This is a genomic window from Janthinobacterium sp. OK676 (assembly GCF_900103595.1).
GTDB lineage: Bacteria > Pseudomonadota > Gammaproteobacteria > Burkholderiales > Burkholderiaceae_D > Janthinobacterium.
In genome coordinates, this window is sequence record NZ_FNHA01000011.1 from 259,137 (window position 1) to 283,631 (window position 24,495).

Below are 24,495 nucleotides of genomic sequence, written 5' to 3' on the forward strand. Positions count from 1 at the left end.
CGGCCGGCCGTTACTCCCCGCTAGGCGGTTCCACCGGCACGGCAGCTGGTGCTTCCGATTCCGCCGCTTTCGGCGCTTCCTTCGCTTCCACGACGGCGGGTGCCGGCGGCGGCTCGCGCCATTTGCCCGCCGCCTTCAGCTTGTTCTTCAGCCCCGGCAAGGGAAAACCCAGCGCATAGGCTTTTTGCGCGTGCGCGCTGGCCTTCTCGTATTCCTTCTTCTTTACATACATCAGGCCCAGGTTGTACTGGATGGTGGCCTGGTCCGGCGCCATGCGGCTGGCTGCGTCCAGCTGTTCCAGCGCCTTCGCATCCTGGCCCGTGGACAGCAGGTAGTTCCCGAATACCATGCGCGCCGTCACGTCCTGGGGTGCGAAGGCGATGGCCCGTTCGAAGTAGCAGCTGACCGTGTAGCGGGCGCCCACGGGTTGCGGGCTTTTCAGGCGCAATCCCAGCTTGGCCATCGACGCCAGCGCCCGGTGATGGTTCGGGAAGTGCTCTAGTGTGTAGCCGATGTCGGCGCCCAGGCTGCCCGTCATGCCTTGCGTGAGCGTTTCCACGGCGCGTGAAAAATGGAATTTCTCGATCACGGACAGGCCGGTGCGGTCTTCCGCGCTCGTGTAGTCGCCGCCCGGCGTGCGCTTGACGTAGGGCGGGCAATCGGCGGCACCGGCATGGGCGCAGCAGGCGGCGAGGGTGCAGGCAAACAAGCGATGCTTCATGTCGGACTCCTGTGACTGACCTGGTCCAGCAAATCGGCCAGGGCGTTGCTGCGGGCTTGCCGCGATTGCAGGGCGATGGCCGTGGGGCTGGCCAGCGGCGCGCGGCCCTGGCGTGCCAGTTCCAAAAAGCGCAGCAGGGCGCGCGCGCAGTCGCTGCTCGACGCCAGCTGGCCGATGGTGTCGATGCCGCAAAGGCGCAGCTTGGCCGCGCTGTCGCCGGCCAGGTCGGTCAGCGCGAGGATGGGGCGGCGGCAGCGCAGGTATTCATACAGCTTGGCGGGAATCTGCTCGTTGCAGTTGGCCGCCTGCAGCAGCAGCAAGCCGTCGGCGGCCAGCATTTCCCGCAGCGCCGCGCCGTGCGGCTGCAAGGGCTCCAGGCTGACCAGGTCCAGGATGCCGTATTGCGCCAGCAAGCCCGCCAGCCACGCATCGTGGCCTGTGGCGCGCAGCACCAGCTGGAAATTGCGGGCGTGCAGCACGCCGTCGCGGCGCAGCCGGGCCAGCGCTTCGAACAGCGGCCGCGGATCGCGCTCGGACGGGTAGATCACGCCGCTGTGCAGCAGCAAGAAGCGGCTGCGGTGGCCGCGCGGCCCGGCTGGCAGCGCGGCGACCTCGTCATCGTCGTGGCCATTTTCGATCAGGCAGAAGCGCTCGCGCCCCACCTGTGCAAGGCGCCGCTGATGCGCCGCGATGGCGCCCGGCGTGGTGCAGACGATGGCCGCGCTGCGCGCCGCAATGCGCTGTTCTATCCACGCATGCATGCGGTGCAGGCGCGGCTCGGGCGGATACGGCGCCAGCGGGTCGCTGTCGTCGAGCATGGGGTCGCGCTGGTCGGCGATCCACGGCAGGCCGCTGAGTTTTTGCAAGGTCATCGCGATCAGGTGCGCCGTGGCGATCGGATACGTCGACCAGATGGCGTCGGGACGGTATTGGCGGATCATGCGCAGGCCGGCCGGCACGGCGCTCAGCCACCAGGAACTCCAGCGGTCGGGCAGGGCCAGGCAGCGCGGATAGCGCCCGGCGATGGACAAATGGCGCGCCGCGTCCAGCGCCAGGGTGCGCCGCACGGTGGCCTGCGCGACTATCTGCGCCAGCTGCGATTCGCCCCGCTGCGCATACGCGAGCGGCGAGGGGCTGAGCACGAGCGGCTGCCAGCCGCAGTCGGGCAAATGGCGCGCAAAGCCCAAGGTGCGCAGGATGCCGCTGCCGCCGGCAAACGGCGGAAAATGGTAGGCGACCATCAGCACCCGTTTTGGCGAAGTACTTACCATGATCGCAGCCACCGTGCGCACAGCTGTTCGACTTCGCCGCGCCAGGCCGCGCTGGCGAACGTGTGGTTGGCGCCGTCGACCTGGGCCTGCGTCCATTGCGCGCGGGCGGCCACGGCGCGCCATGCCGCATCGCCGTCGAGCAGGGCTTGCCACTCGCGCGCGCCCAGGTCGTCGCCGCTGAGGATCAGCAAGACCTTGCCCTGGAATTGCGTGAGCGCCCGCAGCAGGGCCGGCGCGGGCGCGTCGTCTTCCGGCGTTACCGGTGCCTGCATGGCGGCCGCCATCTGCCGCAGCGAGGCCAGGCTGGCGCCCAGCCGCAGGCCGCCGCCGGCCAGCTTGCGCCAGAAATCGCCTTGCAGCAGGCGTGGCAAATAATAGTGGCGCAAGGTGGCGCGCGCCAGGCCGGCGCTGCTGCGCACCCACGGGTTGAGCAGGATCAGGGCCTTGACGCGCGCGTCGTGCGGCGCATGGCAGGCGGCCGCCGTGGCGCCGTCGCACAAGCCCCACAGCGCCACTTCGCGCAGCGACGGCACGGCATCGAAGAATTGCGCCAGCGCGCCGGCGATGTCGGGACCGGCGGCGCGGTAATCGCGCGCGCTGCCCTCGCTGTCGCCCATGCCCCGCAAGTCGAAACGCAGCACGGGCCAGCCCTGCGCGGCCAGCGCGCGGGCCAGCAGGACGAACTGGCGGTGGCTGCCGACCCGGTACTGCGGCCCGCCCGTGACGATCAGGACGCCGCGCGGGCCAGGCACGTCGGCCAGGCTGAGGATGCCCGCCATGCGCGCCTGCGACTCGCCGTCATCAGCGGCGCTGCGAAAGCGCAGGGGCAGCTCGCGCACGGCTGGCGCCGCGAGATGCTGCTGGCCGCTGTCGCGCTTCATGGCGGCGTCCTTTCCTCGTCGAGCCAGTCGCGGCACAGCGCGCGCGTGGCGTCCAGCAGTTGCGGACACGCGAGCAGCTCGCCGCTGTGCCAGAACGGCCCATCGCCGAAACTGGCCACGTGGACGGCGGCGCCCAGGTCTCGCCATTGCCGCGCCAGCGGCGGCAAAGGCGTGGCTGCCTGTTCCGCCCCCTGATGATCGAGCCAGTAGACCGGCACGGATGGCGGCAGCGTGGACGCACTGACGCGATCGATGGCGTGCGCCAGCGCGGGCGCCAGCAGGTAGCCGGCCACTTCCACAGGCTCGCCTTGCGCCAGCGCGGCACGCGCCTGGCCGGGCGCTTCCCGCGTGCCGCCAGCCAGCATACCCGTCGCCAGGCGCAGGCGCAGGAAGCGGTCGATAACGCGCCGTCCATCGAGTTCCGGTTGCCACAACAGCAAACGCGCCAGGGGCAGCGGCGGGCGGCTGGCGAAATCGAGGGCCAGCAGGGCGCCCAGGCGCAAGCCCCACACGCTCAAGGGGCCGTCGACCCGTTGCGCCAGCCACGCGCACGCCAGGTGCAGATCGTTGTGCCAGATATCCCAGCGCGCTTCGCCAAAGTCGCCACTGCTGTCGCCGCAGCCGAACAGGTCGATCTGCAGCACGCTGTAACCCGAGGCGGCAAAGGCGCGCGCCTGCGCGGCGGCCACATGGCGGCTTTTATTCAGTTCCTCGGCAAATGGGTGGACGTAGACGATGCCGCCGCGCGCGGCCTGGCCCGGCGGCGGCAGGTGCAGCAGGCAGTAGCGCTGGCCGCCGCTGGCGGGCAGGAAGAAGGGCAGCAGCGGCAGCGCGTCGGTGAGGGCGCGGTTCATGGTCGCAGCTTTGCAAACACGAAATCGTGCAGGGTGCCGACGGTGGCGAAGTGGCGCGCGTGGATGTCGTCGTCGGCGACGATGATGCCGAAATGGTCTTCCAGCGCGGCGATCACGCCGATCACGGCCATCGAGTCGAGTTCCGGCACGCTGCCAAGGAGCGGCGTGTGGCTTTCCAGCAGTCGCCCGTTCAAGCCCAGGGTCGTGTCGAGGATGTACTTTACTGCTTCAAGATGCGGCATGTCAGCTCCAGGGAAGGGTAGTGCGGCAGGCGGCTGGTATCGAAGGCCAGGCAGGGGATGTCGTCCGGGCGGCGCGACAGGTGCAGATACGGCGGCAGGCTGGCGGCCATCCATTGCCAGCGCCCGCAGCGCATGAAGGTGGCCATGCCCAGCGCGTGCGTGCCCAGGCGCGCATGGGCGCCCAGCGAGGCGCGGTTGAAACGCGAGATGCGGCTGCATGACCAGCGCACGCCCTGCGCGTGCAGCACGGCGTTGGCTTCTTCCCACAGGCGGGCGAAGACGAGGCCACCGCGCTGCTCGGGATGCACCCATACATCGAGGTCCCACGACGACTGATTTGAGGCCAGCGCATAGCGGGCACGCACCTCGTCTTCCTGGCAGCCGTGGCGCAGCAGCCATATCCAGCCAACCATGCCGGACTTGTCTCGCGCCACCAGGCATTGCGCACCTTGCCGGTAGCGCTCGCGCAGCGCGCCAGGCCGGCGCTCGGGACCGGGCGGCAAGTCCGCTTCCGCCACGCAGGGCGTGACGGCGATGGACTTGCCGCGCCCGCGGCACAGCGAGCCGGGCGCCACGGCTTGCGCCACAAACTGGTAGCGGTACAGCGCGCAGCGCCCGCCCGGCACCGCTGCCAGCAGCCGCGCCACGGCCAGCCAGGCGCTGTCGCGCCAGCCCAGCTGGCGAAGGCTGGCGGCAAGCCCTTGCAAGCGGGGGAAATGGAGAAAATGGGCGAGGCTGGCCATGGCGGTCAAGGATGGGGCGGCTGTGCAGCCAACGCTGTCATTAGAGCGCAGCGGCCCATGGCCGATGTTGCGCGGCCTCAAGCATTGCGCCGGATAGGCCAGCGCCCGCCGGGAGAGGTGCTTACTTGATAAAAATCAACACTGCCGCGGCCGTTTATCCTAATCATAGGGGAATGCATGGTAATCATGGCAACCTTGGGGCGACACGATGGCGACACTGATACACGATCTGATCTTCGAAACGGCGCAGCGCGCCCCCCACGCGCCGGCCCTGTCGTGGCAGGGCGAGCAATTGAGCTATGCCGCGCTGGCGCAGTCCGTGCGCGAGGCGGCCGCTACCCTGCTGACCCTGGGATTGCAAGGTGGCGCGCGCGTGGCCGTGTACCTGGAAAAACGCCCGGAAAACGTCAGCGCCATGTTTGGTACGGCTGCGGCCGGCGGCGTGTTCGTGCCCGTCAATCCGCTGCTCAAGCCGGACCAGGTAGCCTACATCCTGGCCGATTGCAACGTTGCCATCCTCGTCACGTCGCGCGAACGGCTGGCACAGCTGGGCCCGGCGCTGGCCGCCTGTCCAGACTTGCGGACGGTGCTGCTGACGGGCGAAGGGGAGGCCGAGTCCAACCTGGGCAAGGTGCGCGTGCTGCCGTGGAGCGCGGTCTCCGCCGCCAGCGTGCCCGCGCCCATACCCCATGCGGCGATCGACGTGGACATGGCCGCCATTCTATATACCTCGGGCAGCACGGGACGACCGAAAGGCGTGGTGCTGTCGCACCGCAACATGCTGGCGGGCGCGCTCAGCGTGTCGGGCTATTTGCGCAACACGCCGCAGGACCGCATCCTGTGCGTCCTGCCGCTCAGCTTTGATTACGGCCTGAGCCAGCTGACGACGGCGTTCGCCAGCGGCGCCTGCGCCGTGCTGATGAATTACCTGTTGCTGCGCGATATCGTCGAAGCCGTCGAGCAGGAAGCCATCACGGGCCTGGCCGCCGTGCCGCCGCTATGGGTGCAGTTGTCGCAGCTGAGCTGGCCCCTGTCCACCCCCTTGCGCTACATCACCAATTCGGGCGGCGTGATGCAAAGGACCACGCTCGACCGGCTGCGCCAGTCGCTGCCGCGCACGCAGGTCTACCTGATGTATGGCTTGACGGAAGCGTTCCGCTCGACCTATCTGGCGCCGGAACAGCTGGAACGGCGCCCCGATTCCATTGGGCAAGCGATCCCGAACGCGGAAGTGCTGGTGCTGCGTCCCGACGGCAGCGTGTGCGACGCCGACGAGCCGGGCGAACTCGTGCACCGTGGCGCGCTGGTGGCGCTCGGCTACTGGAACGACGCGGCGCGCACGGCCGAACGCTTCAAGCCGCTGCCGCCGCAGGCAAGCGGCCTGGTGCTGCCGGAGCTGGCCGTCTGGTCGGGCGACACGGTGCGCCGCGATGCGGATGGCTATCTGTATTTTGTCGGGCGCAGCGATGACATGATCAAGACGTCGGGCTACCGGGTCAGCCCGGCCGAGATCGAAGAAGTCGCGTATGCGAGCGGGCTGGTAGGCGAAGCGGCAGCGCTGGGCTTGCCCCATGCCGTGCTGGGCCAGGCCATCGCCTTGCTGGTGACGCCCGCGCCCGGCGTGGCATTGCAGCGCGACAGCGTGCTGGAGGCCTGCCGCGCCCGCTTGCCCAGTTATATGGTGCCGCAGTGGGTGGAGATCCGCGACGGCGTGCTGCCGCGCAATCCGAACGGCAAGATCGACCGCCCCTTGCTGGCCAGGGAACTGGCGCGCGCGCATGCGGTCCAAACAGGAGACGCGGCATGAAGGACTTGATCCGCTCGAACAGTATGGAATTGCCCGCGCACTCGGTCTGGGGCCAGCAGTTTGCCGTGGACGGCGACATGCTGCTGGTGGGTGGCGTGCCCCTGCGGCGACTGGCACAGCGAGTGGGCAGCACGCCGTTCTATGCCTATGAACGCGCGCACATCACGCGCCGCGTGGCGGAGCTGCGCGCCGCCTTGCCGGCCGGCGTGCATGTGCATTACGCCATGAAAGCCAACCCGATGCCTGCCGTGGTGCAGTGGCTGGCGGGCCTGGTCGATGGCATTGACGTGGCCTCGGGCGGCGAACTGGCCACGGCGCTCGATACGCCGATGGCGCCGGAGCGCATCAGTTTTGCAGGGCCGGGCAAGAGCGATGGCGAACTGGCGCGGGCCGTGGCGGCGGGCGTATTGATCAACGTGGAGTCGGGCGCCCAGCTGGAAAGGGTGGCGCTGGCCAGCGAACGGCTGGGCGTGACGGCCAGGGTGGCCGTGCGCGTGAATCCCGATTTCGCCTTGCGCCGCACGGGCATGCGCATGGGCGGTGGCGCGCAGCCCTTTGGCGTCGATGCGGCGCTCGTGCCGGCGCTGCTGGGCCGCATCGGCCAGCTGGGGCTGGATTTTTACGGTTTTCACCTGTATGCGGGCTCGCAAAGCCTGTCGGCGGGGGCTCTGGCCGAAGCCCAGTCCCTCAGCGTGCAACTGGCCCTGCAACTGGCCGACAGCGCGCCGTCGCCCTTGCGCACCCTGAATATCGGCGGCGGCTTCGGCGTGCCGTATTTTCCCGGCGATCAGGCGCTCGACCTGGCGCCTGTCGCCGCAGGCTTGCAGCGGCAGCTCGATCTGCTGGCCCAGGCGGCGCCCGGCGTGCGCCTGAACCTGGAGCTGGGCCGCTATCTGGTGGCCGAGGCCGGTATTTATGTGTGCAAGGTGATCGAGCGCAAGGTGTCGCACGGGCAGGTATTTTTCGTCACGGATGGCGGCTTGCACCACCACTTGGCGGCCTCGGGCAATTTTGGCCAGCTGATCCGCAAGAATTATCCGGTCGCCATCGGCAACCGGCTGCACGGCGGGCCGCGCGAAGTGGCGTCCGTCGTGGGGCCGTTGTGCACGCCGCTGGACTTGCTGGCCGACCAGATGGAGATGGCGCGCGCCGAAGAGGGCGACCTGGTGGTCGTGTTCCAGTCGGGCGCGTATGGTTTGACGGCCAGCCCGACGGCCTTTCTTGGCCATCCGCTGCCGGCCGAGGTGCTCGTATGAGCGGCCTGTGCGGTTGGCTGGCGGCGCCTGGCGGGGCTGCGGGTTCTGTCGCTGCCGATGCCAGTGGCGCCGCGCTGGCCAGCATGGCCGCGCCCCTGTCGCGTTTCGATAGCGCACCGCTGGCCGCCAGCGTGAGCGAAGTGGGTGGCGTGGCCGTGGCCGCCATCGATGGCAGCCGCCATGTATATCAGCGAGATGGCTTGCAGGTGGCCATCTGGGGCCGGCCCGTGCTTGACGGTTCTGCCGACGAGGTGGCAAGCCGCCTCGCTTCCCTGTGGCTGAGCCGTGGCGTGGCCGCCTGCGCCAGCCTGTCCGGGCCATTTGCTGTGGCCATCCTCGACGCCTTTGCCGGTTCGGCCTTGCTGGCAGTGGACCGTGCCGGAATCCACCCCCTCAGCTATGCGGGCAATGGGCAGGACTTGTTCTTTGCCTCCTCGCATGATGCCTTGCTGGCCCATCCGTCTGTGCGGGGCGCGCTCGATCCGCAGGCGCTGTATCACTACCTGTTCTTCCACATGGTGCCTGGCCCGGCCACCGCTTATCTTGGCCAGCAGCGCTTGCTGCCCGGCGAATACCTGCATGTGCGCAGCGGCAAGCAATGCAAGGGCAGCTACTGGCAGCTGGCCTTCCAGGAGCCGGGCGCGGCGCGCACCCGGGCCAGCTTTGCCAGCGACAAGCGGGAATTCCTGCGCCTGCTGCGCCAGGCCGTGGAAAGCAGCCTGGGTGCGGATGGTGCGGATACGGGCGCGTTTCTCAGCGGCGGCACGGACAGTTCCACCGTGGCCGCCATCATGGGCCAGGTGACGGGCCGGCCCGCGCGCACGTATTCCATCGGTTTCGACGCGCCCGGCTATGACGAAATGGCGTATGCGCGCCTGGCCGCCAGCCACGCGGGCAGCATCCACCACGAACGCTATGTGACGCCGGCCGACGTGCTGGCCGCCATTCCCGCCATGGCGGCCATCTTCGACCAGCCTTTCGGCAACGCCTCGGCCATACCCGCGTTTTACTGCGCGCAGATGGCGCGCGAGGATGGCGTAACGCGCCTCTTGGGCGGCGACGGCGGCGATGAATTGTTTGGCGGCAATGAGCGCTATGCGCACCAGGCCTTGCTGTCGCAGTACGAGCGTTTGCCCGCCATGTTGCGCCAGGGCATCATCGAGCCGCTGCTGTTCCGCGCACGCACGGGCAAGTCGTGGCGGCTGGGCGACAAGGCGCGCCGCTACATCGAACAGGCGAGCCTGCCGCTGCCGGCCCGGCTCGACAGCTACAACCTGCTGCTGCGCCATGGCCACCGCACGGTACTGGAAACGGGTTTCATCGACACCATCGACCCGGGCATGGCGCCAGGCTGCGTGAATGGCGCGTATTGGGAGCGCCAAGGCCAGGGCTTGAGCCAGATCAACGAGTTGCTGGCCCTGGACATGCGTTTTACCCTGGCCGACAACGACCTGTTCAAGGTGCGCAAGGCGTGCGAGCTGGCTGGCGTGGAAGCGGCGTTTCCCTTCCTGCACGATGCGATGGTGGCGTTTGCCGCCCGCCTGGCGCCGCGGGACAAGCTCGACGGCATGCGGCTGCGGCCCTTCTTCAAGCGGGCGCTGGCGGAAATCCTGCCGCCGGCCATCGTGCGCAAGAAGAAGCACGGCTTCGGCCTGCCTTTCGGCCTGTGGCTGCACAGCCACGTGCCGCTGCGCGAGTTTGCCTTCGACAACCTGACGCAGCTGCGCGGGCGCGGCATCGTGCGGCCCGCCTTCATCGACGATTTGAAAGGGCGCTTGCTGGCGGAACACCCTGCCTATCACGGCACCATGGTGTGGCTGCTGCTGATGCTGGAACAATGGTTCAGCCAGCATCCGGGCGCGCTCGGTGCGCTTGCCGGCGGTTTTGCCGCATGCGCCACAGAAACGCCAGCCGTCCTCGATCCCACGGCGTAAAGCGGGGCAGCTGCAGCAGGTCGAGCTCAGCGCCGGGGCGGGCCACGCCCCAGTCCGTGGCGACGGCCGCCTTGAAACCGAGGCTCCTGACCATTGCCACGTGCGGCGCGCCATAGTCGCGTCCGGCCTTGCCGTTCGGATACGCAAACAGGCTGACGGGCGCCTGTATCAAGCTTTCCAGCTGCTGCTTGCCATCGGCGATGTCTTGCCGCGCGACGTGGTCCGGCAAGGTGGACAGAATCGGATGGCTGGCCGTGTGTGCGCCTATCTCCATGCCGGCCGCGTGCAGCTGGCGCAGCTGTGCCGTACTCAGCATGGCGTGCGGTCCCGCTGTCGCGCCCGCCTGGCGGCGGATGCGCATGGCCAGCTGCTGGCGCCGCGCGGACGGCAGGTATTTCAACAGGCCCAGCACGGTGGCGATGGCCGTTTGCCGCTGCGCCAGGGTGGCGACGGGCAACGTTCCCAGGCCGTCTTCCTGCAAATCCAGCACGGGACCGGCCGCCTGACGCACGGCTTCGATCACCGTGTCGTTCCACATCTGTCCGCCGTCCAGATAGCCCGTGGCGATGAAAAACGTGGCGTGCAAGCCATGGCGCCGCAGCAGCGGCAGGGCCACTTGCGCATTGTCCGCATAGCCGTCGTCGAAGGTGATGCAGGCGGCGCGCGGCGGCAGGCTGCCGTCCTGCAAGCGCTGCACGGCATCGGCCAGCGGCATCGGCGTATAAAAACGTTTCAACAGACGCAGCTGGCGTTCGAACAGCACGGCATCCACTTCGCCGGGAAACAGCGGGTCGGACCGCGCCAGCACGCGGTGGTAGATCAGGATGGACAGGGCGGCCGTCATGGCAGCTCCACGACGGCGGCCCGGGGCCTGGCCGGGCGCGACGTCGGGGCCGGCGCTTGTTGCTCGACGAGGATGCGCGTAGCGATCAGGGCCGCCATCAGGTAATACGGCATGTCGAAATACAGCAGGCTGAGGAAGGCGCCACCCACGGCAAAGCCGATCAGGCTGGCCTGGCTCATGGTGGCCAGGCCATGCGCCCAGCGCAGTTCCGGCTTGCCCCGCGTGCGGCGGATGATGGCGGCGGCCGTGCGCCAGGTGGCGATGCCCAGCGCCAGATAAATCAGCAAGCCGACAAAGCCATGTTCGCCCAGCGCCTGGAAATAAATGCTGTGCGCCGCGTGCACGTCCATGGGGTTGGGCGCATAGCGGGCAAAGATGGCGGCGTCGGACACATCGAAGCCGCCGCCGGGAAAACGGTCGCGCGCCAGATTCCAGGCCATGCGCCAGGCATTCAGGCGGCCCATGGCGGACACATCGTCCTGATAGGTGTTGATGGTGTCCATGCGTTCGGCCCAGCGCTCGGGCATGAAAGCGAGCAACAGGGGCGCGACGGCGCCGAGCAGCGCGCCCAGCACCAGCTTGCGCTCGCTTTTCAGCCACATGAACAGGCCCATGGCGGCAATGGCCAGCAATCCGCCGCGCGAATACGAGCCCAGCGCGGCGAGGGCCGACAGCAGCATGGCCGCCGTCAGGCCGTGACGCACCCAGCGCTTGTCCGTGTTTTGCTGCAAGTAATACATGAGGGGGATGGTGATGATCAGGGCCAGGGCCAGCGCATTGTTATCCCCGATAAACGTTTCTTCCGGCCCCCAGACCCGCTCCGTGCCGCCGCTGCGGATGGTGAAGACGCCGCCTTTCACGCCGTAATAGCCGATCGAGCCCACCAGCACCCACACGAGGCGCACGATGTCGCGCCGCGTGCGTATCACCATCATGATGACAAAGCTCATCAGCATGATCTTCATCACCTTGTTCCACTGCACCCATGACGATTCCGGCAGCAGGGCGAACGGGGCCGTGACGTTCATCCACAGGACGAACAGCAGCAGCAGTACGCTGACGGGCGTGAGCGGCAGGCTTTTCGGCTCGCGCGACATGAGCAGGCTGACCATGGTGGCGATGGCGATGATGAAGGCGAACGGCAGATGGGTGGCAAAGCCCCACGCTTGCGTGTGCGGGTTCATCACGCTGACCCAGACCCACATCAGGCCGCCGAAGGCCGGCGCCTTCAGGATGAAGGGCAGGGAGCCAAGGATGATGACGGTAATCAGTATGTCGCGCATGAAAGGGGACGCTCCTGGTTTTGCCTGCCTGGTCTTGATGCTGGTCAACGGGCAGCCGGGCAGGCTCAGTACACTGGATCAACACTGCAGTCGTGTTGTTGAAACTGTGAATCAGTTTTGTCATGGTAAGACCAAGGAGGCATGTCCTTGTTGACCGTTCTCATGGCGACCTACAATGGCGCCGGCACCTTGCCCCAGGTATTGCGCGCGTACATGGGGTTGCGAGCGCCCGTGGGCGGCTGGCGCCTGATCATCGCCGACAATGGCAGCACGGATGACACGGCCCACGTGATCGCCGCCTTTCGCTGCCGCTTGCCATTGACTTCCATCTACGTGGCGCGGCGCGGCCGCAGTCCCGCCCTGAACGGCGCCGTCGAATACGCCTTGCGTTCCAGCGGCGATGGCGGCGAACTGTTCGTGTTTGGCGACGACGACGCCATGCCCGCATCGGACTGGCTGTGCCGCTTGCAGGACGGCGCGCGCGCACACCCCGGCTACGCCCTGTTCGGCGGCGCCATCGTGCCCGCCTGGCGGGAAAAGCCGCAAGACTGGCTGCTGCACCTGACCCCCGTTGGCCTGACGTGGGGCATCACCAGCCCCGATTTGCGCGACGCGCCCATCTATCCGGGCCTGGTCTGGGGTGCCAACATGGCGATACGCCGCCGCATCTTCGAGGCGGGCGCCCGCTATGACGAAAGCATCGGTCCGCAAGGCGCCAACTACGCCATGGGCAGCGAAACCCGCCTCAACCTGGAGATGCATGCGGCCGGCAATCCTTCCTGGTTCTGCCCGCAAGCGAGGGTGGCGCACATCATCCGCGCGCCGCAAGTGCAGCGCGCCTGGATATTGCGCCGCGCCATGCTGTTCGGCCGGGGCCAATGCCGTCTGGCCACGTTTGCACCGAGCGTGGAGTTGCTGGGTGTGCCACGCTGGATGCTGGGCAGATACGCGCGCGAGTCCCTCGGCGCCGTGCGGGCGTGGCTGCGGCGCGACCACGCCGACCTGTTCTTGCGCCAGTGGGAACGGGCCTGGCTGCGCGGCTTCTTCCATGAAGCGTGGCGCGGACGGCGCAAACGCTTGCCGCGCATCGTCATCAGCAGTTATTCGGGCGAACTGGGCGGCATGGAGCTGCGCATGGCGCAAGAGGCGAGCATGCTGGGCGCGAGCGGCTACGACAGCGTGCTGGCCCTGCGGCGCTTTCCCGGTTTTACTGCCTGGGCGCACGACTTGCGCGCTAGGCAGTTGCAAGTGCGCGTGTATGAACCGCCCTTGTTTCTCGAACACTGGGCCTGGCGGCGCTGGAACTGGCTGCGCGCCAGGGTCACGGGCGCGTGGCGGTTGCGGCGGCTGCGGCCCGACCTCGTCCACGTGGCGTTTTGCTGGACCAGTTATGGCGCGTCCATCCTGTGGCTGGCCCGGCAATGCCGGCTGCCGGCCGTGATCAGCGTGCACAATGCGTTTCCGCTGGAAGCGTTCAGCGACTGGCAGCGGCCCCGGCTGCAGGAAGCATTTCGTACCGTCAAGGGCGTGTATGCCGTGTCGCCCTCGGCCATGCGGCATTTCCTCGAGCTGTACCGTGGCATGCTGAGCCCGGAAACGCGGCTGGCCGTCATTCCTAATGGCGTCGATACGGACACGTTCATTGTCTCGCCCGAACGCAGGGTGTTGGCGCGCAAGCAACTCGGGCTCCCGCCGGACGCGCTCGTGCTCGGCTGCGTGGCCCGGTTGTCCGCGCAAAAGCGGCCGCAAGCGCTGCTGGCGTTGTTCGCCCGCCTGGCCGCGCAGTTTCCCAATCTATATTTAGTGCTCGTGGGCACGGGGCCGCTGGAAGCCATGCTGCGGCTGCAGGCGCAACAATCGGGCTTGCAGGACAGAATCGTGTTTGCCGGCTTCCAGCAGCGCGTCGAGCTGCTGATGCCGGCTTTCGACCTGCATGTGCTGCTGAGCAAAAACGAGGGCTTCGGCATTGCCACCATCGAGGCCATGGCTTGCGGCGTGCCGGCCGTGGGAACGGACGTGCCGGGCACGCACGATATCCTGCACGATAGCGCAGGCGGGCTGCTGTTGCCGCTTGACGACGAGCACGCCGCCTGCGCGGCCGTGGCGCTACTTTTGATGGACGCGCCCCGGCGCGCCCGCATGGGACGGCTGGCGCGCGAGGAAACCGTGCAGCGCTATTCGATGCCGCGCCTGGAACGCCAGTTGCGCGCCTTTTACGCCGGCCTCGTGTAGGCGCGGGCGGCCCGCATGAACGCCACGCGCCATTCTTTTTTCTTTTCGTTCGCCGAAAAATACACGGTACTGCTGCTGGGCATCGTCGCCACCATGGTGCTGTCGCGTTTGCTGACGCCGGCCGAGGTGGGCGTGTATTCGCTGGGCGCCGTGCTGGTGGCGCTGGCGCAAGTGGTGCGCGATTTTGGCGTGGGGCAATACCTGATCCAGGAAAAACAGCTTGATACCGTGAAATTGCGCGCCGCGCTGGCCACCAGCCTGCTCGTCGCCTGGCTGCTGGCCGCTTTGGTGCTGCTGGCCAGCGCGCCGCTCGCGCATTTCTATGACGAACCCCGGCTGACCCTTGTGCTGCGCTTGCTGTCCATCAATTTTCTGCTGATCCCGTTCAGCGCATTAACGTTACCGATGTTGCGCCGGCAACTGCGCTTTCGCGCCATCTACGCCATCAACGCGGCCAATAGTGTCGTGAACCTGCTGGTGGCCGTGCTGCTGGCGCTGCATGGCTACAGTTATATGAGCATGGTATGGGCGGCGCTGGCCGGTTCCTGCGCGTCGCTGCTGGTGAGCCTGCTGGTGCGGCCGAAGGAACTGCCGTGGCTGCCGGGACGGCGCGGCATGGGCGATATCGCGCGCTTTGGCGCGTATGCGACGGGAGGCGGTCTCGTCGACGAGGCGGGCGTGGCGGCGCCGGACCTCATCATCGGCAAGCTGATCGGCATTGAAAGCCTGGCCCTGTTCGGCAAGGCGCAAAGCGTGCTCAATATCTTCAACCAGGCAATCACCAGCGCGATTTCTCCCGTCGTGTTTCCCCTGTTCGCGGCCCGCGCGCGCGAAGGGGGAGGACAAGGAGGGCAGGGCGGGGCGGAAACCGTGTATTTGCGCACGATCAGCTACATGACGGCGCTGTCCTGGCCGTTTTTTCTCTTTCTCGCTTGCATGGCTTTGCCCCTGGTCAAGGTGTTGTACGGCGCGCAATGGATCGGATGTGTGCCCTTGATACGCATCATGTGCCTGTCCTCGGCCGTGTATAGCATGTTCAGCATGGCCCGCTACCTGTTCGTGGCGACGGGCCAGCTGCATGCGCAGGTGCGGCTCGATGCCTGCGCTGGCGCCCTCAAAGTGGCGCTGCTGCTGGCCGCGGCGCCGTTCGGCCTGGTGGCCGTAGCCTGGGCCGTGGTACTCAGCAATGTGTTGCGCAGCTGGCTGAACTACGACTGCCTGCGGCGCCTGAGTGCACTGGACTGGCGCATCCTGGCGCGGGCATTGCGTAAGAGCCTGCTACTTTGCGGCTGCAGCAGTGTCGCGCCCCTGGCTTCGCTGCTGTGGCTGCCGGCTGATACGCCGGCGCTGCTGGCGCTGACGGGCACGGCCCTGGCCACCTTGCTGTGCTGGATCTCCGGCCTGTTCCTGTTGAAGCATGAGCTCGCCGGCGAATTTCTGTTGTTGCAACGCAAGCTGACAGGCCGTTGGCTGGCAGTCAAATAAGGATCACCATGCGTGTCGGTATCTTGTCCTACCCCATGCTGTTCCAGCGCGACGGCGGCCTGCAGATCCAGGTGCGCGAAACCATCGCCGCGCTGAACCGGCTGCCTCCGCTACTGGCGCGTCCGCTGGACGTGCAACTGGTCGACGCCAACCATCAGCGGCTGGCCGATTTCGACGTCTTGCACGTGTTTTCGGCCAGCAATGGCACCTACCGCATCATGGAAATGGCCTGCGAGCAAGGCGTGCCCGTGGTGCTGTCGCCGCTGCTGGCGCCCAGCTGGAACCGGACCAGCGCCTGGCGCGCGCGGCTGGCCGACCGGCTGGCGGGGCGCCTGACGGAATGGATGGTGCAAACGAGCTATGCGCAAACGCGGCGCGCCTTGCAGCTGGCCGGCGTGGTGATCGCCCTGGGCGAGGCCGAGCGCGATGCCATCGTGCAAGGCTTTGGCATGCCGGCCGACGCCATCCGTGTCTTGCCCAATGGGATCAACCCCCACTTCTTCACCGCCAATGGCGACCTGTTCCTGCGCGAAACGGGGATCGCCGGGCCCTTCGTGCTGATGGTGGGCAGTATTTCGCCATATAAAAACCAGCTGGGACTGGCCCAGGCGCTGGCAGGCGCCGGCTTGCCCCTGGTGCTGATCGGCGCCGCGCCGCGCGAACAGCAGGCGTATCTGCAGCAATTGCTGGACTTGCCGCACGTCAGCTGGCTGGGCGCGCTCGACCATGCCGATCCGCTGCTGGCCAGCGCCTACCATGCGGCGGCTGTGGCTGCCTTGCCCAGCCAGGGCGAGGTGTTTCCCCTGAGCGTGCTGGAAGCGCTGGCGGCCGGCACGCCCGTCGTCATGACGGCGCAAAGCGCGCTGGACTTGCCCGACTCCGCGTTTGCGCTGCGCAAGGTGCGCTGGGACGATGGCACCGCGCAGCGCCAGGCCATCCTCGACTTGCTGGCGCTGCCGCCCGAACGTTCCAGCGTACAAGCCCTCGTGGAACGCTTTACGTGGGAACGGGTGGCGGCCCAGATCGCCGATTGTTACTACCAGGCGCAATCGCTGCCTGCCAGGAGGCAACATGCTGTTTAATTCCTTCGCCTTTCTGTTCGCCTATCTGCCCATCGTGCTGGCGGGATACTTTCTGCTGGACCGCCTCGCGCCCACCGCCGGCACGTCCGCCAATTGGCGTCGCCTGGCCCCGGCCGCCTGGCTGGCGGGCGCGTCGCTGTTTTTCTATGCCTGGTGGGACGTGCGCTATCTGCCGTTGTTGCTGGCGTCGATCTGCGTCAACTACGGCGCCGGGAGGCTGATCGGTGCCAGTGCGGGCACGGCCCGCAAGCGAGTGCTGGTCGCGGCGCTGGCGCTGAACCTGGGCTTGCTCGCCTACTACAAATATGCGAATTTCTTCATCGACAGCGTCAATGCCATCGCCGTGACCGCTGGTGCTGGCGCTGCCAGCCTGCCATGGCATGGCCTCGACATCATCCTGCCGATCGGTATCTCGTTTTTTACTTTCACGCAGATCGCCTTTCTCGTCGATTGCTACCGGGGCGAGGTGCGCGAATACCGCTTCATCCATTACGTGCTGTTCGTCAGCTATTTCCCGCATCTGATCGCGGGCCCCGTGCTGCACCACCGCGACATGATGCCGCAGTTCGCCGACCCCGCCAATGCCCATCCGCGCGCCGCCAATTTCGCCATCGGCCTGTCGATTTTCACGATAGGCCTGGCAAAAAAGGTGCTGATCGCCGACAACCTGTCGCCGCTGGCCATTCCCGTCTTCGCGGCCGGGGCCGAGCCGACCCTGATCGAAGCGTGGATCGGCGTGCTGGCCTACACCTTCCAGCTGTATTTCGACTTTTCCGGTTATTCCGACATGGCCATCGGCCTGTCGCACCTGTTCGGCGTGAAATTGCCGTTGAACTTCAATTCGCCGTACAAGGCAGCCAACATCGCCGACTTCTGGCGCCGCTGGCACATGACCTTGTCGCGTTTCCTGCGCGACTATTTATATATCCCGCTGGGCGGCAGCCGGCGCGGCGAAGCCATGCGCTACCGCAACCTGATGCTGACCATGCTGCTGGGCGGCCTGTGGCATGGGGCCGGCTGGACCTTCGTCATCTGGGGCGGCTTGCACGGCCTGTACCTGGTGCTGCAGCAGGCGTGGCAGCGGGTGTTTGGCGCGGCCCGGTCACGCTGGTGGCCCGCCTTGCTGACTTTTCTTGCCGTCATGCTGGCCTGGATCTTCTTCCGCGCGCCCGACGTGGCCACGGCCTGGGACATCACGGGCGCGCTGGTGGGGGCGAACGGCGTAAGCCTGCCGCGCGGCCTGGCCAGCCATGCAACCAGCCTGGCGCAGTGGGGCTTGCATCCCGCCTTCGGCGGCATCCGCTGGATCGAACTGGCCGGTCCCGGCCTGCCCGTGCTGCTGGTGGCGATGTTGCTGGCCTTCAAGGCGCCCAATACGCAAGAAATATTCTTTCTCTACGAGCCCGCCATTGAAAGAATCTTTCAGCCCGCGGGGCGCTGGGTTTTCAGCTGGCGGCCCACCTCGCGCTGGAGCGTGGGTCTGGCCGCGCTGTTCGTCGCCTGCGTTTTCGGCATGAACCGGGTCACCGAGTTTCTCTATTTCCAGTTCTGACCATGGACACGTCCGGCCGCCGTTATCTTGCCTGCTTTCTCGCCTGCGTGTTCCTCGTGCTGGGCGGCATCTCGTTCCTGAACTACCACGTCGATCCCTACCTGCTGCACCAGTGGGACAGCCCCTTGTTGCAGCGCCCGCGCCAGCTCAATGAAAAGCTCGGCGCCTGGGCCAAGACCTATGCCGTGGCGCGCTACCGGCCCGCCGTCATCTACATCGGCAATTCGCGCACGGAACTTGGCCTGCCGACGGGCGTGCGCGCCATGTTCGGCGGCAAGAGCGTCTTCAACAGCGCCGTGTCCGGCGCCTCGATCGGCGACGCCATCCGCCTGGCCGAGCATGCGGCCAGGGTCAGCCGCGTCGAGACCATGGTGTGGGGCATCGACGCGCCCACGTTTTCCCTGGACATGGGCGCGGCGAGGGTGGAAGACAGTCTGACGGGCGGCGGACACGGCTTTTTCGCCCGGCGTGCCCTCGTCAACCTGAAGCGCGGCCTGACCCTGGACATGACGGAGGACAGCGTGCGCATCCTGACCGGCAATGCCGGCGATACCTGCCGCTCCAACCTGGCCTTGTATGGCCAGCGCGACGAGACGTGCACGATCAAGGGCATACGGCACTGGCTGGGGACGGCGGACGCCATTCCCGTGCGGCTGCAGGAATTTGGCGATGGCATGGGGCCGACGCCGCCATCGACACCGGCGCTTGACGCCAGCATAGGCAAGCTGTGCCGGAGCGGCCTGCGCCTGCGCATGTACATCAATCCCACGCACGCGCTGACCTTGTACGCGCTGCACTGGCGCGGCAAGTGGGATGCCATGCAAGGCTGGCAGCGCGGCCTGGTACGGATAGCCGAGCGCCACCGTCAGCAGGGCTGCGACGTGCGCCTGTACGATTTTTCCGGCTTTAACAGCATCACGACGGAAGCGACGCCGCTCGTCAGCGGCAAGCCCGACATGCATTATTACTGGGAAGTGTCGCATTACCGGGACAACGTGGGTCGTTTGATCCTGGCGCGCCTGTTTGGCGGCGACACGCCGCCGCCGGCCGATTTCGGCGTGGAGCTGACGCAAGCCAACATCGACGCCCACCATGCGGCCACGCGGGCCGCGCGCGACCGCTATCGCGTGGAGCATGCGCGCGAAACGGCCTATACGGAGCGGGTGCTGGACGGGCCGCTGATCCGGCGTTGATGCAAAGTCCCACACATACGCCATTTTTCTACTTCCAATGCCGACCATGGATACCAACGCCCGCCGCTACCTCGCCATCTTCCTTGCCTGCGCGCTGGCCGCGCTGGCCCTCGTTTCCGTCGTCAATTACCACGTCGATCCCTACTTGCTGCACCAGTGGGACAGCCCGCTGCTGCAGCGCTTGCGGCCGACGACCGAAAAACTCAGCGTATGGAGCAAGACGTATGCGGTGGCGCGCTACCGGCCTGCCATCGTCTACATAGGCAATTCGCGCACGGAAATGGGCTTGCCGGTGAGCAGCATGCGTACTTTGTTTGATGGCAAGAGCGTGTTCAACAGCGCCGTCTCGGGCGCCTCGATCGGCGAGGCCATCCGCCTGGCCGAACACGCGGCCAGGGTCAGCCATGTCGACACCATGGTGTGGGGCATCGACGCGCCCTCGTTCTCGCTGGAACTGGGCTCGGCCGGCGTGGAGCCGGGCTTGACGGATCCCGGCCCCGCGTTTTTCGCGCGGCGCGCCTTGCTCAACATCAAGCGTGGCCTGACTGTCGACATGACACAGGACAGCTGGCGCATCCTCAACGGTACCTATAACGGCGTCTGTTTGTCCAGCCTGGCCCTGTACGGCCAGCGCGACGAGACCTGCCTCACCAGCCGCAACCGTACTTGGACCGGCACGGCGCGGGCGTTCACGCCGCGCCTGCAGGAGTTCGGTGACGGCCTGGGCCCGACGGCGTCCGCGCTGCAGGCTTTCGATACCAGTGTTGGAAAAATCTGCCGGGGCGGCACGCGCTTGCGCCTGTACATCAATCCCACGCACGCGCTCACGCTCGACGCCCTGTACTGGCGCGGCAAGTGGGACGCCATGGAATCCTGGCAACGCGACCTGGCGCGGATGACCGGGCGCTACCGCAGCCAGGGCTGCGACGTGCGCCTGCTTGATTTTTCCGGCTTTAACAGCATCACCAGCGAGCCTATCCCGCAAGTGACGGGGAAACGCGCGATGCGCTATTACTGGGAAGCATCGCACTACCGCGACAATGTGGGCCGCTTCATCCTGGCGCGCCTGTTCGGCGGCCCAGAGCAGCCGCCGGCGGACTTCGGCGCCGAGCTGACTGAAACCAGCATCGCGGCCCACCAGGCGGCCATGCGCGCCGCGCGCGAGCGCTACCACGCGCAGCACGCGGAGGAAACGGCGTATCTGCGCCACGTGCTGACCTTGCCCCGCGAACCCAAATAGGCGGCCAGGCAAGCCAGGCGTACGCCGTGGGGCAGGGCGCTTGCGCTATGATGGTGTTTTGCCATCCAGCAAGTTCCAGGACGCCCCATGAAAATCGCCTTCTTTGCCAGCCAGCCCTACGACCGCCGCTTCTTCGATGAAGCCTTGCCGTCCCAACCCGACGCCGCCGGCATTGAACTGGTCTACCACAGCGCCTTGCTGAGCCAGGAAACCGTGGTCCTGGCGCAAGGCGCGGACGCCGTCTGCGTTTTCGTCAACGACGTGCTCGACGCGCCCGTGTTGCAAGCCCTGCACGGCTACGGCGTGCGCGCCATTGTGCTGCGCTGCGCCGGCTACAACAACCTCGACCTGGAAGCGGCCAGGCGCCTGGGCCTGTTCGTGGCCCGCGTGCCCGCGTACTCGCCGGAAGCCGTGGCCGAATACACGCTGGCCCTCGTGCAAACCCTGAACCGCCACACGCACCGCGCCTACGCCCGCGTGCGCGAAGGCAATTTCTCGCTCGATGGCTTGCTGGGCGCCACTTTGCACGGCAAGACGGTGGGTATCGTCGGCACGGGCAAGATCGGCCTGGCCACGGCGCGCATTTTCAAGGGTTTCGGCTGCACGGTGCTGGGCCACGACCCGTATCCGGCGCCCGCGTTCGCGCAGCTGGGCACGATGGTGGAACTGCCGCAGCTGCTGGCCGAATCCGACATCGTTTCGCTGCATTGCCCTTTGATGGAAAGTACGCGCCACATGATCAGCGAAGAAACCTTGCCGCTGATGAAGAAGGGCGCCATGCTGGTGAACACCTCGCGCGGCGGCCTGATCGACACGGGCGCCGTCATCGAGGCATTGAAATCGCGCCAGCTGGGTTCCCTGGCCATCGACGTGTATGAACAGGAAAGCAATCTGTTCTTCCAGGACCGCTCGTCGGACATCATCGACGACGACATCTTCCAGCGCCTGATGACGTTCCCCAACGTGCTCGTGACGGGCCACCAGGGATTTTTCACCAGCGAAGCGCTGCGCGAGATCGCCGCCATCACGTATCACAACCTGCAATGCTTCCGCCAAGGCAAGCAATGCGAGAACAGCGTACTAGCTGGCTGATGCCGGTTTTTTGGGCTTGGGCGGCGGCTTGGGTTTCGGCAGCGGCAAGGCGTCCGCCGTGCGCCGCGCCAGCTGGCCCAGCCAGTCGCGCTCGTCCCACAGCCCGCCATCGATGAGGAAGTACGGCTTGGCTTGCGGATAGGGCGGCGCTTCCTGCAGCGTGCCTTGCGCGCTGATCCAGGCGCGGCCCGCGTCCGTCGGCTTGATGAAGAGCTGGTCGTCGGCGATGATGGCGAACATCTTGCCGTCGCAATACAAGCCATATTCCCCGAACATTTTTTTCGCGCTGATGCTGCCCGCGCCCGCCATCTGGTCGAGCAAAAAATCCACCGTGCCTTGCTGTGATGCCATGTCGCCCTCCGTGTGAAGGAATAGTGTAGCGCACTGGCCAGGATGGGCGGGCGCGGCTACACTACGGCCATTGATTTTTTCGCATGACTTCATTCCATGACACCCGAGCATATCATTCACCGCGGCATCACCATCACCACCCTGACGGCTGACCAATCTGTCGAAATCCACTGCGCGCCGGGCCACACGGCCATCCGCGAACAGGGCGACGGCTGGTGGTTGTATTTTGTCGACGAAGACGGCAAGGTCGACGGCTACGACACCCCGTTTGCCAGCCACGCCGAAGCGCTGTGGGCGGCCAAGGCCGCAGCCGAGTTCAGCGCGCAATGAAGGGCGGTCCCTGGGCCTTCCTGGGCTTGCCGCAAGCGCCCGTGCCGGAAGCGGAAAGCGCGGACTACGGCGCTTGCCGCGCCGAACTGCACGGCAAGCGCCTGGTCTTGCGCGTGGCGAAAACCACGCCGACGAAAACCGGCCAGTTCGTCACCATCTGGAAGCGCCCCCATCCCGACGCCGAGATCGCCCCGCTCGATGAAGCCGATCCCGTCGACGTCGTCATCATCGCCGTCAGCGATGGCGCGCGGCACGGTTTCTTCATTTTTCCGCGCAAGGTACTGCTGGAGCGAGGTGTGATGTCGCGCGCCGGAGCCGGAGGCAAGCGCGCGCTGCGCGTGTATCCGCCGTGGTGTGCGCCTGAATCTGTCCAGGCACAGCGCACGCAGCGGTGGCAGAGTGCCTGTTTTGTGGCGCCGGGGGATCAGCGAAGGTTGGAACAGATGTTCAGAGAGTAATTACTCTTTTCTCCCTGGCATTTGTCTGTGCATTAATGCGTGTCAAAATGCTGTACAAGACCCCTTACTTGCTCTGAAAGCAACAACCTCGTACACTGAGCTATTCTGACCGTCCGCGATCGGCCGCGACCGGACGATCAAGCGTACCCGTGTGCTGGATCGGCAGCTATGCAGCTGCCCGAACGGTCCTGAATATTTTGTCTGAACTTACAGTCCCACCATGACGCTTTCCGAATTTCTCGCCGCCGTTCGCCGGCCATACATCGACACCCTTGCACGGGTCGCCACTCAGGTTGTATCGCATGTGGAGCCGGCATACAGGCAAAGTGATGGCTCGCTGGCCGTCGACGGCTTGCTCGGCCTTCCTTGCAGAGCCGACGTCATCCCGATGGAGGGAATCAATGCGGGCCAAGCGATTCAAGTCGACTCCGAGACCCAGTTGACCTTTGCGGCAGTCACTTTTGCGTCGGGTGCCGGTGAAGTGGTTCTTTCACCATTCGTTTGGGACTGGACGCCACTCGAAGTGCTTGGCCTGAGCCAAGAGGCCGTTTCAAACGTCTTTCAGGCGTGGTTCCTGAAGTGGTTTGATACCGACGACGAAAATGTAGCTAACGAAGAAGGCCTTTTCGGCGTCGTACATTTCATGTCTGAGCTGGAACCGACAAAAGAGGGTTGGAGAGTGACGCTTGATCTTGGCTCGTCGCCGGTGAGCGCAGTGGAAGATTTCTTGTTCCGCATATTGGATGCCGGCGCATCGCAAGTGCGTATCGGCTGACCCGCCGTCAACCGAACGTCTTGGCGAACCACAAGCCCGTTTCTTTTGTCGAGTGTTTTTCCCGTAAATGTCGATGATCGGGGAGAGCGCCTCGAGCAGCGAATGCCAGCTTTGCGACGACAGAACGGATTAACTGTTCATTGGCTTTGGAGGGAAACCTGCCAATGATGGCAACCGGCCATTTCCGGACGCTCATGCCGCGCGGCGTACCTATCAATATGGAGAAATGCAATAGAATGGTTCATTCAAAAATTGTGAGCTGTTATGACGGTTCGCCCAACCTTGAGGGCTGTACGATTCGGGCGTTCCATTCAGAGTACAGTTTCGCAGCACTTCGGCTCGACAACAATGAGGTTATAAGTTTCGCTGTTGAAGAAGTCACGGTAGGTAAATGGTTTGAGGTATTCCCAATTTGCCTCTATACGTTAGCTCGGAACCACTCCTTCTCATGGAGCGAGTTTGAAACACCCTTTACCGTAATGTCCAGCGAATTGTTATGGCGTGAGGAGTGGCTGGAGTCTGCGTTGGACACTTCGACTTTCATGGGTTCTGGACCGCACTCTGTCCAGTTTGCGGACGTGCTCGGAGCCGCCCCGAAATCGCATGCCAATGTGGTAAAAGTGCTGGCGGGAGTTAGGTTAATTGAGCAAAATGGGCGCGTTCTAGCCGTATGCAGCTCGAACAACACACCGTTCAAAATCGACCTGGAAACGGAAAAGATAAAAATTGAACAAGTGATGCAGTCCCATACATCCGAGAAATTTTGACAGCTTTCGGCCTATTGCGTTGAAAAACTCCAGTTGAGCACGCGATCTTCACGATTTGCCGCTGTCTAAGCAAAGAAAAGACGGAGGCTGCGATGATGGGAC

General features: G+C 65.9%; 23 protein-coding genes. 14 read left to right on the plus strand and 9 right to left on the minus strand.

The window, feature by feature from the left end; all coding sequences use genetic code 11:
• Nucleotides 1–10: 10 nt before the first annotated feature.
• The 6 genes from BLU39_RS21305 to BLU39_RS21330 are packed head-to-tail and all read right to left on the minus strand — an operon-like array spanning nucleotide 11 to nucleotide 4,712.
• Entirely contained in the window at nucleotides 11–721 is a 711-nt protein-coding gene (locus BLU39_RS21305; RefSeq protein WP_175539380.1) for an ABC transporter permease, read from the minus strand.
• A complete protein-coding gene (locus BLU39_RS21310; RefSeq protein ID WP_232731068.1) occupies nucleotides 718–1,992 on the minus strand; it encodes a glycosyltransferase in 1,275 nt (424 codons plus the stop codon). Before BLU39_RS21310 ends, BLU39_RS21305 begins: the two co-directional genes overlap by 4 nt.
• Nucleotides 1,986–2,873 carry a hydrolase 1, exosortase A system-associated gene (locus tag BLU39_RS21315; RefSeq protein ID WP_092716609.1) on the minus strand — a complete coding sequence of 296 codons (888 nt, stop codon included), beginning with the start codon at nucleotides 2,871–2,873 and terminating at the stop codon, nucleotides 1,986–1,988. Before BLU39_RS21315 ends, BLU39_RS21310 begins: the two co-directional genes overlap by 7 nt.
• Nucleotides 2,870–3,727, minus strand: a complete 858-nt coding sequence (locus BLU39_RS21320) for a hydrolase 2, exosortase A system-associated (protein WP_092716611.1) — start codon at nucleotides 3,725–3,727, stop codon at nucleotides 2,870–2,872. The genes BLU39_RS21315 and BLU39_RS21320 overlap by 4 nt, the downstream gene beginning before the upstream one ends.
• Nucleotides 3,724–3,969 (minus strand): acyl carrier protein, encoded by a 246-nt coding sequence (locus BLU39_RS21325; protein ID WP_092716613.1) that lies wholly within the window; start codon nucleotides 3,967–3,969, stop codon nucleotides 3,724–3,726. The genes BLU39_RS21320 and BLU39_RS21325 overlap by 4 nt, the downstream gene beginning before the upstream one ends.
• Entirely contained in the window at nucleotides 3,948–4,712 is a 765-nt protein-coding gene (locus BLU39_RS21330) for a GNAT family N-acetyltransferase (protein WP_092716680.1), read from the minus strand. The genes BLU39_RS21325 and BLU39_RS21330 overlap by 22 nt, the downstream gene beginning before the upstream one ends.
• Nucleotides 4,713–4,920: 208 nt before the next feature.
• Here BLU39_RS21330 and BLU39_RS21335 point away from each other — a divergent pair, with 208 nt between their 5' ends.
• From BLU39_RS21335 to BLU39_RS21345, 3 genes are read left to right on the plus strand one after another with little or no spacing between them, the layout of a single operon-like run.
• On the plus strand, nucleotides 4,921–6,519 hold the full coding sequence (locus tag BLU39_RS21335; protein ID WP_092716615.1) for an acyl-CoA ligase (AMP-forming), exosortase A system-associated: 1,599 nt from the start codon (nucleotides 4,921–4,923) through the stop codon (nucleotides 6,517–6,519).
• Between the two features lie 23 nt (nucleotides 6,520–6,542).
• Nucleotides 6,543–7,775, plus strand: a complete 1,233-nt coding sequence (locus tag BLU39_RS21340; protein ID WP_092716683.1) for a pyridoxal-dependent decarboxylase, exosortase A system-associated — start codon at nucleotides 6,543–6,545, stop codon at nucleotides 7,773–7,775.
• Nucleotides 7,772–9,709: an asparagine synthetase B family protein gene (locus BLU39_RS21345; protein WP_092716617.1), complete on the plus strand. Its 1,938-nt coding sequence runs from the start codon at nucleotides 7,772–7,774 to the stop codon at nucleotides 9,707–9,709. The genes BLU39_RS21340 and BLU39_RS21345 overlap by 4 nt, the downstream gene beginning before the upstream one ends.
• Here the strand turns inward: BLU39_RS21345 and BLU39_RS21350 are convergent.
• Nucleotides 9,618–10,553, minus strand: a complete 936-nt coding sequence (locus tag BLU39_RS21350) for a polysaccharide deacetylase family protein (protein ID WP_092716619.1) — start codon at nucleotides 10,551–10,553, stop codon at nucleotides 9,618–9,620. The genes BLU39_RS21345 and BLU39_RS21350 overlap by 92 nt on opposite strands.
• Nucleotides 10,550–11,836 carry a putative O-glycosylation ligase, exosortase A system-associated gene (locus tag BLU39_RS21355; RefSeq protein ID WP_092716621.1) on the minus strand — a complete coding sequence of 429 codons (1,287 nt, stop codon included), beginning with the start codon at nucleotides 11,834–11,836 and terminating at the stop codon, nucleotides 10,550–10,552. The genes BLU39_RS21350 and BLU39_RS21355 overlap by 4 nt, the downstream gene beginning before the upstream one ends.
• Nucleotides 11,837–11,983: 147 nt before the next feature.
• Here BLU39_RS21355 and BLU39_RS21360 point away from each other — a divergent pair, with 147 nt between their 5' ends.
• From BLU39_RS21360 to BLU39_RS21390, 7 genes are all read left to right on the plus strand, one after another.
• Complete coding sequence (locus tag BLU39_RS21360; protein ID WP_254789028.1) at nucleotides 11,984–14,068, plus strand: glycosyltransferase; 2,085 nt, start codon at nucleotides 11,984–11,986, stop codon at nucleotides 14,066–14,068.
• Nucleotides 14,069–14,083: 15 nt separating this feature from the next.
• Entirely contained in the window at nucleotides 14,084–15,553 is a 1,470-nt protein-coding gene (locus tag BLU39_RS21365) for an oligosaccharide flippase family protein (protein ID WP_092716625.1), read from the plus strand.
• An 8-nt stretch (nucleotides 15,554–15,561) separates the two neighbouring features.
• A complete protein-coding gene (locus BLU39_RS21370; RefSeq protein ID WP_175539381.1) occupies nucleotides 15,562–16,635 on the plus strand; it encodes a glycosyltransferase family 4 protein in 1,074 nt (357 codons plus the stop codon).
• Nucleotides 16,625–18,187, plus strand: coding sequence for an MBOAT family O-acyltransferase (locus tag BLU39_RS21375; protein ID WP_092716627.1), 1,563 nt, complete (start codon nucleotides 16,625–16,627; stop codon nucleotides 18,185–18,187). The genes BLU39_RS21370 and BLU39_RS21375 overlap by 11 nt, the downstream gene beginning before the upstream one ends.
• Before the next feature lie 2 nt (nucleotides 18,188–18,189).
• On the plus strand, nucleotides 18,190–19,380 hold the full coding sequence (locus BLU39_RS21380; RefSeq protein ID WP_092716629.1) for a hypothetical protein: 1,191 nt from the start codon (nucleotides 18,190–18,192) through the stop codon (nucleotides 19,378–19,380).
• Nucleotides 19,381–19,426: 46 nt separating this feature from the next.
• The gene (locus BLU39_RS21385) at nucleotides 19,427–20,620 is read left to right on the plus strand and encodes a hypothetical protein (protein ID WP_092716687.1); all 1,194 of its coding nucleotides are present in this window, start codon (nucleotides 19,427–19,429) and stop codon (nucleotides 20,618–20,620) included.
• A gap of 87 nt (nucleotides 20,621–20,707) precedes the next feature.
• A complete protein-coding gene (locus tag BLU39_RS21390; RefSeq protein WP_092716631.1) occupies nucleotides 20,708–21,712 on the plus strand; it encodes a 2-hydroxyacid dehydrogenase in 1,005 nt (334 codons plus the stop codon).
• Here the strand turns inward: BLU39_RS21390 and BLU39_RS21395 are convergent.
• On the minus strand, nucleotides 21,701–22,063 hold the full coding sequence (locus BLU39_RS21395) for a TfoX/Sxy family protein (protein ID WP_092716634.1): 363 nt from the start codon (nucleotides 22,061–22,063) through the stop codon (nucleotides 21,701–21,703). The two genes, BLU39_RS21390 and BLU39_RS21395, sit on opposite strands and share 12 nt — an antisense overlap.
• A 96-nt stretch (nucleotides 22,064–22,159) precedes the next feature.
• On the opposite strand from BLU39_RS21395, the gene BLU39_RS21400 reads away from it, so the two are divergent.
• From BLU39_RS21400 to BLU39_RS28355, 4 genes are all read left to right on the plus strand, one after another.
• Complete coding sequence (locus BLU39_RS21400; RefSeq protein WP_092716636.1) at nucleotides 22,160–22,393, plus strand: hypothetical protein; 234 nt, start codon at nucleotides 22,160–22,162, stop codon at nucleotides 22,391–22,393.
• Nucleotides 22,390–22,851: a MepB family protein gene (locus BLU39_RS21405; protein WP_092716638.1), complete on the plus strand. Its 462-nt coding sequence runs from the start codon at nucleotides 22,390–22,392 to the stop codon at nucleotides 22,849–22,851. Before BLU39_RS21400 ends, BLU39_RS21405 begins: the two co-directional genes overlap by 4 nt.
• 220 nt (nucleotides 22,852–23,071) lie before the next feature.
• Entirely contained in the window at nucleotides 23,072–23,626 is a 555-nt protein-coding gene (locus tag BLU39_RS21410; protein ID WP_092716640.1) for a hypothetical protein, read from the plus strand.
• A 164-nt stretch (nucleotides 23,627–23,790) separates the two neighbouring features.
• Nucleotides 23,791–24,393: a hypothetical protein gene (locus tag BLU39_RS28355; protein WP_139178428.1), complete on the plus strand. Its 603-nt coding sequence runs from the start codon at nucleotides 23,791–23,793 to the stop codon at nucleotides 24,391–24,393.
• The last annotated feature ends 102 nt before the right edge of the window (nucleotides 24,394–24,495 follow it).

Coding starts and splice junctions, on each gene's coding strand:
- BLU39_RS21305 (WP_175539380.1), bottom strand. CDS start 721: ATGAAGCATCGCTTGTTTGCCTGCACCCTCGCCGCCTGCTGCGCCCAT.
- BLU39_RS21310 (WP_232731068.1), bottom strand. CDS start 1,992: ATGGTAAGTACTTCGCCAAAACGGGTGCTGATGGTCGCCTACCATTTT.
- BLU39_RS21315 (WP_092716609.1), bottom strand. CDS start 2,873: ATGAAGCGCGACAGCGGCCAGCAGCATCTCGCGGCGCCAGCCGTGCGC.
- BLU39_RS21320 (WP_092716611.1), bottom strand. CDS start 3,727: ATGAACCGCGCCCTCACCGACGCGCTGCCGCTGCTGCCCTTCTTCCTG.
- BLU39_RS21325 (WP_092716613.1), bottom strand. CDS start 3,969: ATGCCGCATCTTGAAGCAGTAAAGTACATCCTCGACACGACCCTGGGC.
- BLU39_RS21330 (WP_092716680.1), bottom strand. CDS start 4,712: ATGGCCAGCCTCGCCCATTTTCTCCATTTCCCCCGCTTGCAAGGGCTT.
- BLU39_RS21335 (WP_092716615.1), top strand. CDS start 4,921: ATGGCGACACTGATACACGATCTGATCTTCGAAACGGCGCAGCGCGCC.
- BLU39_RS21340 (WP_092716683.1), top strand. CDS start 6,543: ATGGAATTGCCCGCGCACTCGGTCTGGGGCCAGCAGTTTGCCGTGGAC.
- BLU39_RS21345 (WP_092716617.1), top strand. CDS start 7,772: ATGAGCGGCCTGTGCGGTTGGCTGGCGGCGCCTGGCGGGGCTGCGGGT.
- BLU39_RS21350 (WP_092716619.1), bottom strand. CDS start 10,553: ATGACGGCCGCCCTGTCCATCCTGATCTACCACCGCGTGCTGGCGCGG.
- BLU39_RS21355 (WP_092716621.1), bottom strand. CDS start 11,836: ATGCGCGACATACTGATTACCGTCATCATCCTTGGCTCCCTGCCCTTC.
- BLU39_RS21365 (WP_092716625.1), top strand. CDS start 14,084: ATGAACGCCACGCGCCATTCTTTTTTCTTTTCGTTCGCCGAAAAATAC.
- BLU39_RS21370 (WP_175539381.1), top strand. CDS start 15,562: ATGCGTGTCGGTATCTTGTCCTACCCCATGCTGTTCCAGCGCGACGGC.
- BLU39_RS21375 (WP_092716627.1), top strand. CDS start 16,625: ATGCTGTTTAATTCCTTCGCCTTTCTGTTCGCCTATCTGCCCATCGTG.
- BLU39_RS21380 (WP_092716629.1), top strand. CDS start 18,190: ATGGACACGTCCGGCCGCCGTTATCTTGCCTGCTTTCTCGCCTGCGTG.
- BLU39_RS21385 (WP_092716687.1), top strand. CDS start 19,427: ATGGATACCAACGCCCGCCGCTACCTCGCCATCTTCCTTGCCTGCGCG.
- BLU39_RS21390 (WP_092716631.1), top strand. CDS start 20,708: ATGAAAATCGCCTTCTTTGCCAGCCAGCCCTACGACCGCCGCTTCTTC.
- BLU39_RS21395 (WP_092716634.1), bottom strand. CDS start 22,063: ATGGCATCACAGCAAGGCACGGTGGATTTTTTGCTCGACCAGATGGCG.
- BLU39_RS21400 (WP_092716636.1), top strand. CDS start 22,160: ATGACACCCGAGCATATCATTCACCGCGGCATCACCATCACCACCCTG.
- BLU39_RS21405 (WP_092716638.1), top strand. CDS start 22,390: ATGAAGGGCGGTCCCTGGGCCTTCCTGGGCTTGCCGCAAGCGCCCGTG.
- BLU39_RS21410 (WP_092716640.1), top strand. CDS start 23,072: ATGACGCTTTCCGAATTTCTCGCCGCCGTTCGCCGGCCATACATCGAC.
- BLU39_RS28355 (WP_139178428.1), top strand. CDS start 23,791: ATGATGGCAACCGGCCATTTCCGGACGCTCATGCCGCGCGGCGTACCT.